The organism is Nitrobacter sp. TKz-YC02, assembly GCF_049852135.1.
In the GTDB taxonomy this organism is placed as follows: domain Bacteria; phylum Pseudomonadota; class Alphaproteobacteria; order Rhizobiales; family Xanthobacteraceae; genus Nitrobacter; species Nitrobacter vulgaris.
In genome coordinates, this window is record NZ_CP180728.1 from 1,145,811 (window position 1) to 1,158,570 (window position 12,760).

The 12,760-nt window shown below is 59.4% G+C and carries 13 protein-coding genes; 6 read left to right on the forward strand and 7 right to left on the reverse strand.

What is annotated here, in order from left to right:
- Positions 1-14: 14 nt before the first annotated feature.
- Positions 15-1,358, forward strand: a complete 1,344-nt coding sequence (locus ACM561_RS05405; RefSeq protein ID WP_425908618.1) for an HlyD family type I secretion periplasmic adaptor subunit — start codon at positions 15-17, stop codon at positions 1,356-1,358.
- Between the two features lie 53 nt (positions 1,359-1,411).
- Positions 1,412-2,932 carry a GNAT family N-acetyltransferase gene (locus ACM561_RS05410; RefSeq protein ID WP_425908620.1) on the forward strand — a complete coding sequence of 507 codons (1,521 nt, stop codon included), beginning with the start codon at positions 1,412-1,414 and terminating at the stop codon, positions 2,930-2,932.
- A 197-nt stretch (positions 2,933-3,129) separates the two neighbouring features.
- On the opposite strand, the gene narH is transcribed toward ACM561_RS05410, so the two are convergent.
- The 3 genes from narH to ACM561_RS05425 all read right to left on the reverse strand — a co-directional run bounded on the left by narH (position 3,130) and on the right by ACM561_RS05425 (position 6,536).
- The gene (gene narH / locus ACM561_RS05415) at positions 3,130-4,671 is read right to left on the reverse strand and encodes a nitrate reductase subunit beta (RefSeq protein ID WP_079447846.1); all 1,542 of its coding nucleotides are present in this window, start codon (positions 4,669-4,671) and stop codon (positions 3,130-3,132) included.
- 384 nt (positions 4,672-5,055) lie between these two features.
- The gene (locus ACM561_RS05420; protein ID WP_425908621.1) at positions 5,056-5,811 is read right to left on the reverse strand and encodes a hypothetical protein; all 756 of its coding nucleotides are present in this window, start codon (positions 5,809-5,811) and stop codon (positions 5,056-5,058) included.
- Between the two features lie 494 nt (positions 5,812-6,305).
- The gene (locus tag ACM561_RS05425) at positions 6,306-6,536 is read right to left on the reverse strand and encodes a hypothetical protein (RefSeq protein WP_425908623.1); all 231 of its coding nucleotides are present in this window, start codon (positions 6,534-6,536) and stop codon (positions 6,306-6,308) included.
- A 400-nt stretch (positions 6,537-6,936) separates the two neighbouring features.
- Between ACM561_RS05425 and msrA the strand changes: the two genes are divergently transcribed.
- Positions 6,937-7,482: a peptide-methionine (S)-S-oxide reductase MsrA gene (gene msrA / locus ACM561_RS05430; protein WP_425908625.1), complete on the forward strand. Its 546-nt coding sequence runs from the start codon at positions 6,937-6,939 to the stop codon at positions 7,480-7,482.
- 22 nt (positions 7,483-7,504) lie between these two features.
- On the opposite strand, the gene mobA is transcribed toward msrA, so the two are convergent.
- Positions 7,505-8,161 (reverse strand): molybdenum cofactor guanylyltransferase MobA, encoded by a 657-nt coding sequence (gene mobA / locus ACM561_RS05435; protein ID WP_425908626.1) that lies wholly within the window; start codon positions 8,159-8,161, stop codon positions 7,505-7,507.
- A gap of 138 nt (positions 8,162-8,299) precedes the next feature.
- Here mobA and ACM561_RS05440 point away from each other — a divergent pair, with 138 nt between their 5' ends.
- Positions 8,300-8,593, forward strand: coding sequence for a sulfurtransferase TusA family protein (locus ACM561_RS05440; RefSeq protein WP_009799148.1), 294 nt, complete (start codon positions 8,300-8,302; stop codon positions 8,591-8,593).
- A 71-nt stretch (positions 8,594-8,664) separates the two neighbouring features.
- Here the strand turns inward: ACM561_RS05440 and hemE are convergent, their stop codons facing one another.
- From hemE to ACM561_RS05455, 3 genes are all read right to left on the reverse strand, one after another.
- A complete protein-coding gene (gene hemE / locus ACM561_RS05445) occupies positions 8,665-9,642 on the reverse strand; it encodes a uroporphyrinogen decarboxylase (protein WP_425909646.1) in 978 nt (325 codons plus the stop codon).
- A 170-nt stretch (positions 9,643-9,812) separates the two neighbouring features.
- Positions 9,813-10,412: an NAD(P)H:quinone oxidoreductase gene (wrbA, locus tag ACM561_RS05450; RefSeq protein WP_425908627.1), complete on the reverse strand. Its 600-nt coding sequence runs from the start codon at positions 10,410-10,412 to the stop codon at positions 9,813-9,815.
- Between the two features lie 83 nt (positions 10,413-10,495).
- Positions 10,496-11,194 carry a pirin family protein gene (locus ACM561_RS05455; protein ID WP_425908629.1) on the reverse strand — a complete coding sequence of 233 codons (699 nt, stop codon included), beginning with the start codon at positions 11,192-11,194 and terminating at the stop codon, positions 10,496-10,498.
- 170 nt (positions 11,195-11,364) lie between these two features.
- Between ACM561_RS05455 and ACM561_RS05460 the strand changes: the two genes are divergently transcribed.
- Positions 11,365-12,300 carry a LysR family transcriptional regulator gene (locus ACM561_RS05460; protein WP_425908631.1) on the forward strand — a complete coding sequence of 312 codons (936 nt, stop codon included), beginning with the start codon at positions 11,365-11,367 and terminating at the stop codon, positions 12,298-12,300.
- Between the two features lie 142 nt (positions 12,301-12,442).
- Positions 12,443-12,742 carry a hypothetical protein gene (locus ACM561_RS05465; RefSeq protein WP_079446048.1) on the forward strand — a complete coding sequence of 100 codons (300 nt, stop codon included), beginning with the start codon at positions 12,443-12,445 and terminating at the stop codon, positions 12,740-12,742.
- Positions 12,743-12,760 lie beyond the last annotated feature (18 nt).

Below are 12,760 nucleotides of genomic sequence, written 5' to 3' on the forward strand. Positions count from 1 at the left end.
TTGGAGAAGCGGTCATGAGCATGACAACGGTAAGCGATCAACCGTGGCACATCGATCTACCGCGTTCGACACGTGGCCTCACCATAGCAGGAATGGCGGTCATGGCAGCGACGATCATGGGATTCGGTGTCTGGGGCAATACGGCGCCGATCGCGGGTGCTGTCGTGGCGTCTGGCGTGTTCGTGGCTACTGGCCAGAATAAGATCGTTCAGCATCTTGAAGGCGGCATGATCGACGAGATCAAGGTCCGCGAAGGTGATATCGTGGAACCCGGCCAGATCCTTGTTGAACTGGACCGGACCTCGGCAAAAGCCGAAATGCAACGACTTTTTCTTCGTAACGCGCGGCTCACGGCCGTTGATGCGCGCTTGCAGGCACAGGTCCGCGAGGAATCGGAAGTTCACTTTCCGCCTGAGTTGGCGGCCGATTCAACGGATCCGCAAATACGCAGCATCGTCAATTCCCAGATTCTCGCCTTCACTGCTCAGCGCAACAATACCAACAGCGACGTTGCCGGAATTGAGGACAGCATCAGGGCTCTGAATGAGCGTATCGCGGGATCCAAGGTTCAACTCGACGGCGTGCGGCGGCAGATCGCCCTCGTCGAAGAGGATATAAAGACCAAGGAACATCTCTTGGCGGCCGGGCTCGTGCGCAAGCCTGACGTCCTTCTTTTGCAACGCAATCAGGCCAATCTCGAAGGCGAGGTCGGCCGTATTATGGGTGAGATCGGAGACGCCAAGGAACGGATATCCCGCTCGGTGGAGCAAATCAACGGCGTAAGGAAGACTGTTATTAAGACTGCAGTCGAGCAGATGCACGAGGTGCGCGGTGAACTGGTCGACGTCCGCGAACGGATGCAGAGCGCAAAGGGCGTTTTAGATCGGACCACGATCCGTGCGCCGGTCAAGGGCGTCGTCGTCAAGTTGCGCTTTCATACGCGCGGCGGTGTGGTGGAGCCCGGCAAGCCCATTATGGAGCTGTTGCCGCTCAACGAGCCGTTGATCATCGAAGCCAGAGTGAGACCGCAGGATATCGACTCGGTCAAGCATGGTCAGGACGCGATGGTTCGACTGACAGCGCTCAGCCAGCGGGTCACGCCGATGGTTTCGGGACAGGTTATCTATCTCTCCGCCGATACCGTCGCTGATGAGAAAAAATCACTCCAGACCGGGCCGACCGATATCTATGTGATTCGGGTGCGGCTCAATATGGCCGAAGTCGCTGCGATTCGCGGTTTTCATCCGACGCCAGGCATGCCGGCGGAAGTTTTCGTCAAGACGACCGAACGAACATTCTTCCAGTACATCATGAAGCCGATCGATGACAGCATGTCACGGGCGTTTCGCGAGCGATAGGAGCATAGGAGGGGCGCAAAGTAGTGCTGGAAGAGGACGTAAAGAGGGTTGACATGTATATCGACGTCATTGAGGACATGGATGCTTTCAGCCAGTTGAGAGAAAACTGGGATGAGGTCTATGATGCCGATCCTCATGCGACCCTTTTCCTGTCCTGGAACTGGCTTTTTCCATGGCTGGAAAATCTCAGCACGCCATGGATTGTCCTTGCGGCCAAGGAATCCGGATCAGCCTCTCGCTATATAGCTTTTTTTCCGCTTCGGCTTGATACGAGAATCGACGGAACAGGGCGTCTGTTCAACGATCTTAGAATGGCTGGTAGCCACGCCGCAGACTACACGGGGCTTATTTCGATTCCCGAGTCCGAGGCCGATGCGATTGCTGCGTTTGCGCAGCAAATCAAGCGTATGAACTGGGCCGACCTTGTTCTCGATAATTTCTGCGGTTCGGATGTTCGGTTCAGCAAGCTCGTTTCCTTCTTCTCTCAATCAAAGTTCACAATCAGCCAGACGGACCGCGTCAACAAGACCGATCAGATCGACAACTCGGTTTGTCCATATGCGGACTTGCCGGAAGACTGGGACGCGTATCTTGAAACCATCAGCTCCAACACGCGGCAGAAGTTGCGCCGCTTGTTGCGTGCGGTCGATACCAATAGCGAATATCGCATTACTCACGCGACCAAGGAAACGGTGGCGGCCGACCTGAATACGCTTCTTCGTTTTTGGGAAAGCAAATGGCGACCCAGAAAAGGCAAGTTTACGGATAGTCTTGTCCGTGCGCATCGTGGCATGCTTTCGCGCTGCTTTGAACGCGGGCTACTCTTGCTGCCTACGCTTTGGCTTGGCGATCGTCCCCTTGCCGCTCTCGCGATCCTGATGGACGAGCAAAAAAAATCGCTTCTGTTTTACATAACGGGACGAGACGAAAGTTTTGCGGGTCCGCAGCCCGGGCTTATCCTGCACGGCCATAGCATTCGCCATGCCATTTCCCGTGGAATGAAGCGTTATGATTTTCTTCGTGGAAACGAACGCTACAAATACTCATTCGGCGTCAAGGAGCAACGGCTTCATTGCTACGTTGTCGCGACGCGAAGCGGCTCCAATCTGGGCGGGAGACTTGATGTGCGGACCCTCCCGGACGCATTGAAGAAAGCGACAAATCTTCATCAAGAAGGCAAGATCGATCAAGCGGCACGCGCATACCGTCAGATTCTGGAGACCGATCCGCGAAACGAAAACACGCTCCATCGTTACGGTCAGCTTCTTGCCGGCAAGAGCGATCACGTAGCGGCAAAACGTGTGTTCAAGCTTCTCACCAGGATGAGAACTGATACCTACAAGCCGTGGCTTTTGCTTGGGCAATCCTGCGAAGCCATGGGTCAATACCTCGATGCCGCCAATGCGTATCGTGAGGTGATTCGGCTACAACCGGGCGTGCCGGACATTTTCAGCAAGCTGGCGAACGTCTTGTTCAAGGCCGGACGTATTGAAGACGCACGCAAAGCGCTCATTACCAGTTACGGAGTCGGAGTTGCAGGCGGTGAGGGTGATGCGTCGTTCAGCGTTCACTGACTCTTGGTGAATGATATCCACCCGGGTGCTGATGGATGCTACTGCGTGGACCGACCATCACGTGCGTTCACACACGCTCAACAGAAATCATAAGCAAGATTATAACAGTGCACTTGCCGTGCCCAGGCAACTTCCGCGAGACGGGTCCGAATGCATAACCCGGAACCGTCTCGCGCCTTGCCGTGCGGGAAGAGGGTCTATGGTCCTCTTGCCGGATCGGTGTGGAAGCCGACGCCGACCGCACCCTTGCGGATCGGATAGTTGTGAGAGACCGGGTCGAGCTGCGGGAACAGAGCATCAACCGCCGTCTCACGCTCCATCGGCGGAACCACAAAGCGTTCCTCGAAGGTCGGCATCGAGGTGAGCCGCCAGATCGCCTCGACCTCCGCCGCGGTGGTCTTGCCTTCGGCCAGCGCCCGCTGTACCTCCTCGTCCGGAATGTCCTTGACCTTCCTCGAACGCATGTAGACGCGCACCGCCACCAGCTTCTTGTAGACGCCGCGGATGATGTCCTCATTACCGCCCGCCAGCAAGCTCGCCATATAGCGGAGCGATACGCGTGATCGTTCGAGCGAGCTCATCAACGGTCCCAGCCGCGCTTCGTGAGCAATGTTGTCGTACACGCCGTTCTCCACCTTGGCCAGAACCGGCCCCAGCGGCGGCACGTAGAACAGCATCGGCAACGTGCGGAACTCCGGATGCAGCGGCAGCGCGATGCCCCACTTCTTGACGAACTGGTAGACCGGCGACTGTTGTGCCGCAGTGATCTTCGCACTGGGAATCCCGTTGGCCCTTGCAGCCGCGATGATCTCCGGATCGAACGGATCCTTGATGATGTTGCGTTGCGCCATCACCAGCTGATCCTGCGGCGACTTAGCCGTCTCTTCGATCGCGTCCGCATCGTAAAGCACGAGGCCGATATACCGGATGCGTCCCACGCAGGAGTGGAAGCATGCCGGCGGCTGGCCGCTCTCCAGACGCGGATAGCACAGGATGCACTTCTCGGCCTTACCCGTCGACCAGTTGAAATAGGTCTTCTTGTAGGGGCAGCCGGACACGCACATACGCCAAGCTCGGCAGCGCTCCTGGCTGACCAGCACAACGCCGTCCTCACCGCGCTTGTAGAGCGCGCCTTGCGGACATGCCGCAACGCAGCCCGGATTGAGGCAGTGATTGCAGATGCGCGGCAGATAGAAAAAGACCGTGCTGTTGATCTCGTTGATCTGACGCATCTCCTCATCGGAAGCGCCGTCGAAGTTCGGATCGTTGTTCGCGTAGACCTGCGAACCGCCGAGGTCATCGTCCCAGTTCGGTCCCGCCTCGATCGTGTCCATGTACTTGCCGGTCACCATCGAAATCGCCCGCGCAGTCGGCTGCTCGTCAGCCAAAGGTGCGCTGATCAGGTTCTGGTAATCGTAGGTCCAGGGCTCGAAATAATCGTCGAGCGTCGGCAGATAGGGGTTGTAGAAGATGTTGGTCAGCGTGCCCCACTTGCCCTGCAGCCGCAGCCGCAGGCTCTTCTGCCTCTGACCGTCAACCACCCAGCCGCCGCGATACTTGGTCTGGTCTTCCCAACGTGTCGGGTAACCCGTACCCGGCTTGGTCTCCACGTTGTTCCAGTACATGTACTCGGTGCCCTTGCGATCGGTCCAAATGTTCTTGCACGCGATGCTGCAGGTATGGCAACCGATGCACTTGTCCAAGTGAAAGACCATCGAAACTTGAGCTCGGATGTCCATGTCTGTACTCCTTCGGTCCTATGGCTCGTTCTCGTTGTCCCCCAGCGTTATCGGTTTGTATCGGTTTGTCTTACTGGCGTTGGATCGTGCTTGTGGTTCTTATTCCGTGCTTGCGCGTTTCTCGTCTTCGCGACTGCTAATGCGAAACTCCTAGCGGGGCGAATCTCGCTGCGAGATGCGCCCCTATTCCCGGCCCCTATATTCCCGTATGGCCAGCAGGGCGACGGGCTTGCTCTTGCGTTGTTGTTGCCGCGCGAACGACGATTGCTTCGCTGCGGTCCCCTGCAATTCCTCGCTACATGAATATCTTCGGGTCGCAGGCTCACCACGAAGACTTCGTCCGCGCCTCAGTCGGCTACTTGACGTGGACAAAGCAGAAGACAGCTAAGCAGCAGACTTAACTTTGGTCTTCATGTCCCACATCGGATTTGCGAGTTTCTGCGGCGCCTCCACCACGGGCATGCTGTGGAAGCCTGCGTCGAGCAATTCCGCTTCAAGATCAGGCTTGCGAGCAGTCGCACGCCGGAAGGCATACGCCAGCCCGGCCTGGAGACTGATAGCCGTGCTTCGGAGAGCGTCCCACAATGTCGCTACGCCTTGGTTTGGCACCAGAATCGACGCCACTCCGGACCCCCTCGGCGCTCGGTTCAAAACGAGACGTGTCACACGCGAGGGGACAGCAGATCTGGCGTGAGCGTGCTCATGGTCGCTGTCGCTGCGCGGTGAGACGGCCGGCAGTTGCAGGACCGTTGCAGTTTGGCCGGCTATCAGGCGGTCGATCTTTACAATCTGCCCGTTGGGGAATTCCAGGGCGTCATGCTGAACGTACGGATCATCCAGGTCCACCTCGCGAAAGCTGGCGACCTGATATTTCACGCGGGCACTACCAAAAATTCTCACGCCCAAAACTTTAGGACTGAAAGCGCGATCATGTTCGACGGCAGCGTCAAAGGCGAGTTCCGTTCCCGGAAGTAAGCAGACCGCTACCTGAGGCGCGTCGTCGTGAACAACGAGCTTGGTTCCGAGTTCGCCAACGGCGGCAAAGCCACGCGCCTTTGATCGCGCAAGCTCCATTGTAACCAGTTTGTCAGCTACCTGGGCAGGCCGCGATGAGACGTGATGCAGGCTGTAATCGCACATGAAAGGCTCCTCAAATTCGCATCACACATTTGCGGCCTTAACATCAACGACACATTATAGTTCCCGGAGTTTCCCGCGCCGTCGCCATCAATGCCAATCAATTTTCCGGCATGGACCAAATCGATCCTAGGACGATGCGGATTGAAAACGGAACGGGATTCTGCGGTCGGATATGGACGAACACCATCACTGGCAGATGCTGGAACCGACCGCGGACCATGTTGCAGCGCGCTTGCAGCGAACCGTACAGATCGTCCGGACGCGTCTCGGCCACGCGCAAAGGAGGAAACGGAAAAAACGTTCCTCGAGACCTGCCCTTCTGTCACGAGACTCGGGTACGTGTGACATCGCCCAAACGCGGCAAGCATTGGGCGATGCACAAGCAAGGAACTCCGTCGAGGCCGATTGTGAAAGACCTCGCCCGGGTATACAGAACGAAACGCTGGCCCGGCGCGCTTGAAAGCGGAGATTATCCGTTCAACGGACGCTGGGGATTACAGTTGCTCTGCGACCTGATTGAGCAGCTTCTTGGCTTCTTGACGGGCGAGTTTTTCATACTGGAGAAAGTTGATTCTTTCGCCGTTCTCGAGAAGAACCTCGAGGTGCACGGTCTGTCTGATCTCGGTTTCGGTATCCACGACCTCGATTAACAGTCTGCCCCACAGCTTCCCCAAAGGGGCGTGATCGTCCAAGGCAAACTTCGTGTCGTCCAGCTTGATCGGCATCCCAGTCCTCATCTTGATTTGAAGGCTCAAATAATAGGTCTCGAGGACCCTCCGAATAGCTCGGTACTGTGCTGTGATGCAACTGGGGAATCCGGGTTGCGAGGATAGCCTGAATATGCGATGGGCAGGGTAGTCCGTCCGCCGCCGTTTTGTGGTGCGCCTTGCGGTGGCTTTAAGCCCTCCCGCCTTCCGTGTTGACTTGCAAGACCGGCTTGACCGTCGGCTGCCCCATATCCAGATCAGGTGTAACGGGGGTGGCGGTTGATGATACCAGCCAATGTCTCGAATCCGAAGTTTGCTACGGAAGGCTGCGCCGTGAGGCGAGTTTCGGATTTGAAAGGATGCGTACCCCGGATAGAGTTTCGGGACGATACCAGGAGCAGCAGGGAGAAGAACGGGTATGACGGTTTCCACGGAACGCGCGGTCCTTGCCGGCGGCTGCTTCTGGGGTATGCAGGCTTTGTTGCGCCGGTATCCCGGCGTGATTTCGACCCGGGTCGGCTACACTGGTGGCGACGTGCCGAATGCCACATATCGCAACCACGGCGATCATGCCGAGGCTATCGAAATAAACTTCGATCCCAAAGTGATCAGCTATCGACAGCTGCTGGAGTTCTTTTTCCAGATTCATGATCCCAGCACGGAGGATCGTCAGGGTTACGATCAGGGCGCGAGCTACCGTTCGGCCATCTTCTACACGAGCGACGAGCAGAAGCGGATCGCGGAAGAAACCATCGCCGATGTCGATGCGTCCGGCCTTTGGCCTGGCTATGTTGTCACCGAGGTTGAGCCGGCCGGACCGTTCTGGGAAGCCGAGGCCGAGCATCAGGATTATCTGGAGCGTTTTCCGAACGGCTACACCTGCCATTTCATCCGGCCGAACTGGAAGCTGCCGCGCAGGCAGGAGACCGGTCAGGCTATGGCTGGCGGAGACCGCCGAGGGTGAAAACGTCCGGTTTGCGGCGGTCTCATGCGGCGGTGGCGTCCAGCGCCACGAGCCGCTCGGCTTCGGCAAGATCGTCGGTGGTATTGATATTGAAGAACGGATCGAACGGCGCGGTCGGCCATGAAACGGCGGCAAGCCGGTAGCGCGCGGTCCAACGGTCGACCTTTCTGACGCCTTCGGATGTCAGCGCCTGACGCAGTTCGTCGCGCAGCCTCACATTCCACAGTCCGATCACCGGATGCGCCCGCTCGTCCGAAACGGCGACCGCAAGTTCGGCATCCTGTTCGCCCCGTGCGTCATGCAGCCGAGCCACCAGATCGCGTGGCAGGAATGGGCAATCACCCGGGGTGCTCACGATCCATTGGATGCCCGATCGCTGCTCCGCTGCCCAGTCGAGAGCGGCAAGGATTCCGGCGAGCGGCCCGGGAAAATCCGCCACGCTATCCGCGACCACTGGCAGGCCGAACGCCGCAAACCGAGCGGGATTGCCATTGGCGTTGAGGATGAGACCGCAGCATTGGGGTGCTAGTCGCGCGATGACGCGGTTCAGGATGGTCTGTCCGCCGATTTCGCGCATCGGCTTGTCGCCGCCCCCGATGCGCCGCGCAAGCCCGCCGGCGAGAATGACAGCGGGAGTCGGCGGAAAATCTAAGGGAGAGGCTGCGTCGGTACTGGTCATGGGACATCCGGTGCGCATGACAATAGGACGTGATTAGCCGGAACACATCCCCCGAGGCGGAACAGGATTGGAGCCAATGTAAGACGGACGTGCATTCCCCCGGTTGACGGTCGCATCGGGATTCGCCATGTTTGCCCCATGCTGATATCGAAACTTGATCTGACCGGGCTGAAGTGCCCGATGCCGGCGCTCAAGACCCGTAAGGCGTTGAAATCGTTGACACCTGGCGAACGGCTGGAGGTGCATTGCACCGACCCGCTGTCGGTGATCGATATTCCGAACCTGATCCGGGAGACCGGCGATTCCGTGGAAATCACCGAACGCGCGGAAAGACGGATCGTTTTCCTCATCAAAAAAGCGGGAGCGTCCTCGTCGCTGGAGGACCGCTTCGGATCGTTGTCGCTGCGGTCCTTGTGCCCCTATACTAAGTGACGGCCATTCGGCCGCCTAGCCCACAGCCGACGGGCCAGACGGTTCGGCCCGCGACGAACATTGGCAAAGATCTATTGGCGCCCGTCGCTCCCGCGCACCCGGCGGATCATCTGTTCGACGTGCGGGATCGGCGTTTCCGGTTGAATGCCGTGGCCGAGATTGAAGATCAGCCGACCTCCGGCAAAATTCGTCAGCACGTCATCGACCGCGCGATCGAGCGCCGCACCACCGGCGATCAGCGCCAATGGATCGAGATTGCCCTGAACGGCGACGCGGCTTTGGACCTTGTCCCGGATCAATGACGGCTCTGCGGCCCAGTCGATGCTGACAGCGTCGACGCCGGTCGTCTCGATATAGGATGGCAATAGGGCGCCGGCGCCGCGGGGAAAGCCGATAATCTTTGCGCCCGGAACTTGCTTGCGTACCCCTGCGACGATGCGTTTGGTGGGTTCGATCGACCAGCGCGCGAATTCGCGCGGCGGCAGCACCCCCGCCCAGGTGTCGAAAATTTGCAGCGCATCCGCGCCGGCCTTGAGTTGGCCGAGCAGATAGCGGATCGAGTTATCGACGATGGCGTCGATGATTTTTGCGAAGACGTCGGGGTGGCGATAGGCCATCATCCGCGCCGGCGCCTGATCGGACGTGCCCTGTCCGGCGACCATGTAGGTCGCGACCGTCCACGGTGCGCCACAGAAACCGATCAGCGCTGTTTTTGAATCGAGCTCGCGCTTGACGCGCCGCAGCGCCTCGAACACCGGCTCGAGCTTCGTCATGTCGGCTTCGCGCGAAAGCGTTGCGACCTTGTCCGGCGTATCCAGCGGATCGAGCCGTGGGCCTTCGCCCACCTCGAAGCGCACCGAGCGCCCGAGCGCGTAGGGAATGACGAGAATGTCGGAGAAGATAATCGCCGCGTCGAATGCGAAGCGGCGGATTGGCTGCAACGTCACTTCGGCAGCAAATTCCGGCGTGAAGCAGAGATCGAGAAAGCCGCCGGCTTTCGCGCGCAGCTCGCGATATTCTGGCAGGTAGCGGCCCGCCTGCCGCATCATCCAGATCGGCGGCACGGCCTGACGGCGGCCCGAAAGCACTTCGAGAAATGGCTTGATGGTCGAATTCTGGTCCAAGGCGTGTTCCGTGAGTGGGTTGTGTTTCCGGGGTCTGATACACGACCGGCAGGGTCTTGGCCACGGCAGCCGCAACCCTTCGGCTTGCGGCGATCTCAGCCATGCAGTTTCGTAGCCGTCTCGGCGATCATCCTGCCTTGATAGCGCGCGCCTGCGAGTTCGTTCGCGCTTGGCTGGCGGCTGCCATCGCCGTCGGCGATGGTGGTCGCGCCGTAGGGCGCGCCACCAGTAACCTCCTTGACGCCCATCTGGCCCGCGAAGCCGTAATTGAGACCCACGATCGTCATGCCGAAGTGCAGAAGATTGGTGATGATCGAGAATAGCGTGGTTTCCTGGCCGCCATGCTGGGTCGCGCTCGATGAGAATGCGCCGCCGACCTTGCCGTGCAACGCGCCCTTGGCCCACAGGCCGCCAGCCTGATCGAGAAAGCTTGCCATCTGCGATGACATCCGTCCAAACCGCGTGCCGGTGCCGACGACAATCGCGTCATAATTGATGAGGTCATCGATCCTCGCCAGCGGCGCGGTCTGATCGAGCTTGAAGTGTTTTGCCTTCGCAACGGCTTCGGGCACGAGTTCGGGCACTCGCTTGACATCGACGGTGGCTCCAGCCTCTCGGGCGCCGTCCGCGACGGCGTTTGCCATCGCCTCGATATGCCCATAGGCGGAATAGTAAAGAACGAGAACTTTTGCCATTTCGGGTCTCCGCGTTTGAGGGAAGATGCGCGGCGATCAAGCCGCGTATCCGCGTTCGCTGCGTTGGGTGGACGTGGACGGCTTCAAGCCGCGTCGACCAGCACCACCTCGGAATCCTCTAGCGCGGTGATGTTCACGGTCGCTTCGTCGCGAATGGCGGCGCCATCGCGGGCGTTGACGCGCACACCGTTGACGTCGACGGCGCCTACCGCGGGGACGAGATACAGATTGCGTGTTCTGTCCGCAGGATAGCTTGTGCTCTCACCGGCCTTCAGCGTGGTGGCGAGCACGCGCGCATCGGCGCGGATCGGCAGCGCGTCACTGTCGGCCTTAAATCCGCTAGCGAGCGTGACCAAGCTGCCTGAGCGATCGCCTTTCGGAAAAGGCTTTGCACCCCAGGCGGGCTCGCCGCCATCTTTCGTTGGCTCGATCCAGATCTGGAACAGTGTGGTTTTCACCGGCTCCAGATTGTATTCGGAGTGCCGCACGCCGGAGCCCGCGCTCATCACCTGCACGTCGCCCGCTTCGGTGCGGCCCCGGTTGCCCATGCTGTCCTGATGGGTGATCGCACCTTCACGAACGTAAGTGATGATCTCCATGTTGGCGTGGGGATGGGGCGGAAATCCGCTGTTCGGCTCGATCTCGTCGTCGTTCCATACGCGCAGGCTGCCGTGCCCCACGTTCTTGGGATCATAGTAGCTGGCGAACGAGAAGTGGTGCTTGGCCTTCAGCCAGCCGTGATCGGCGCCGCCGAGTTTGTTGAAGGGTCTGAGTTCGATCATGACCTGTCCTTTCCAATTATCCGTGTAACCATCGGGCCTTGCGGCTCCCATTGCCGCGCTGCCGACCGGCCTTGCTCGAGGATTGGAATATGCCTGCCGGATGAGTATATAAATAGAAACTACTGAAACTCATTGTTTCTAAAAATTTCCATGGTGGGCAGGGCGGTGTGATGGCGAGACTTCCGGATTTCGAGGCGCTGGCGATCTTCGCCAAGGTTGTCGAGCTACGGTCCTTCGCTGGTGCGGCGGCCGATCTGGGCCTGTCGAAAGCGACGGTTTCCAAGGCCGTCAGTCGGCTTGAAGAGCGGCTCGGCGCCCGCCTTTTCAACAGGACATCGCGCCGTCTGGCGCTGACGGATGCCGGCAAGAATCTGTCGGAACGCGCCGCGCGGCTGCTCGCAGATGGTGAAGCGGCTGAGAGCGAGGCGCTGGCACGATCAACAGTGCCGCGCGGTCTGGTGCGACTGGCGGTGCCCATGACGTTCGGCGTCAAAGTGATCGCACCGCTGCTGCCTGGCTTCCTTGAGATGTATCCCGAGGTTTCGGTGGATCTTCATTTCAGCGACGCGATGGTCGATCTGATCGGGGAGGGGTTCGATTTGGGCGTGCGGATTGCCAGCTTGCCCGATTCGTCACTGCTCGCGCGGCGGCTCTGTCCGATGCCGCGTCATACCGTTGCGTCGCTGGCCTATCTCAAGGCGCACGGCAGGCCGACGCATCCGATGCATCTCGCTCAGCATCGCTGCTTCGGCTACGCCTATCTGTCGACGCCCGGAATCTGGCGCTACGTCAATGCGCGCGGCGAAGAGGCAACCGTGCGGCCATCCGGTCAATTGCGCGTCAATAACGGCGAGGCGTTGCTGCCCGCAGTTATCGCCGGACTCGGAATCGCCGACCTGCCGGAATTCATCGTCGGCGATGCCATTGCCGCGAAGAAGGTCGAAGTCCTCCTGAAGGACTGGAAGCAGGTGGAGGGGGCGGTTCATCTGGTGATGCCGCCGGGCGGGCCGCGGCCGGCGCGCGTCGATGCGTTGATCGATTATCTTGCCGATCAACTCGCCCATCCAAAACGACGCAAGAGAAGTGCATCTCGTCGCGCGACATAGCGGAGAGTGCTGTGCAGCGACCGAGCGCAAGACGCGTTCGACAAAGTCACGCTACCCCCATTTTATTGCCTGAAACGAACCTTTCTGTCGCCTCAAAGGTTTGAGGAGGTGTCGGCGTGTGAAGCATTGGACGAGGTGACACATGCTCAGGCACGGAGTTGTCCTGTTTTCCGGAATTCTGGCGGGCTGCATCGCGGCCGCCGCGCACGCGGAAGAATATCGCGGCACGTTCGCCCAAAGGATGGCCTGCACGCCGGACGTCTTCAAGTTATGCGGCAGCGAGATTCCCGACGTTGGCCGTATTGTCGCCTGCCTGCGGCAGAATCAATCTCAGCTCGCTGGGCCGTGCCGCGCGGTGTTCGAGTCCAATGCCGAGGCGACCGGCGATGATATCGCGGCAAGAGCAACTGGAGGTGTGGTGAAGGCAGGCAGTCACCAATAGTCACTGGCCGTGCTGACA

Excerpts from the sequence above, each read along its gene's own strand:
- mobA (WP_425908626.1), bottom strand. The coding sequence starts at position 8,161 with ATGACCAGTACCGACGCAGCCTCTCCCTTAGATTTTCCGCCGACTCCC.
- ACM561_RS05420 (WP_425908621.1), bottom strand. The coding sequence starts at position 5,811 with ATGTGCGATTACAGCCTGCATCACGTCTCATCGCGGCCTGCCCAGGTA.
- ACM561_RS05405 (WP_425908618.1), top strand. The coding sequence starts at position 15 with ATGAGCATGACAACGGTAAGCGATCAACCGTGGCACATCGATCTACCG.
- msrA (WP_425908625.1), top strand. The coding sequence starts at position 6,937 with ATGACGGTTTCCACGGAACGCGCGGTCCTTGCCGGCGGCTGCTTCTGG.
- ACM561_RS05410 (WP_425908620.1), top strand. The coding sequence starts at position 1,412 with ATGTATATCGACGTCATTGAGGACATGGATGCTTTCAGCCAGTTGAGA.
- narH (WP_079447846.1), bottom strand. The coding sequence starts at position 4,671 with ATGGACATCCGAGCTCAAGTTTCGATGGTCTTTCACTTGGACAAGTGC.
- ACM561_RS05425 (WP_425908623.1), bottom strand. The coding sequence starts at position 6,536 with ATGCCGATCAAGCTGGACGACACGAAGTTTGCCTTGGACGATCACGCC.
- hemE (WP_425909646.1), bottom strand. The coding sequence starts at position 9,642 with ATGATGCGGCAGGCGGGCCGCTACCTGCCAGAATATCGCGAGCTGCGC.
- wrbA (WP_425908627.1), bottom strand. The coding sequence starts at position 10,412 with ATGGCAAAAGTTCTCGTTCTTTACTATTCCGCCTATGGGCATATCGAG.
- ACM561_RS05460 (WP_425908631.1), top strand. The coding sequence starts at position 11,365 with ATGGCGAGACTTCCGGATTTCGAGGCGCTGGCGATCTTCGCCAAGGTT.
- ACM561_RS05455 (WP_425908629.1), bottom strand. The coding sequence starts at position 11,194 with ATGATCGAACTCAGACCCTTCAACAAACTCGGCGGCGCCGATCACGGC.
- ACM561_RS05465 (WP_079446048.1), top strand. The coding sequence starts at position 12,443 with ATGCTCAGGCACGGAGTTGTCCTGTTTTCCGGAATTCTGGCGGGCTGC.
- ACM561_RS05440 (WP_009799148.1), top strand. The coding sequence starts at position 8,300 with ATGCTGATATCGAAACTTGATCTGACCGGGCTGAAGTGCCCGATGCCG.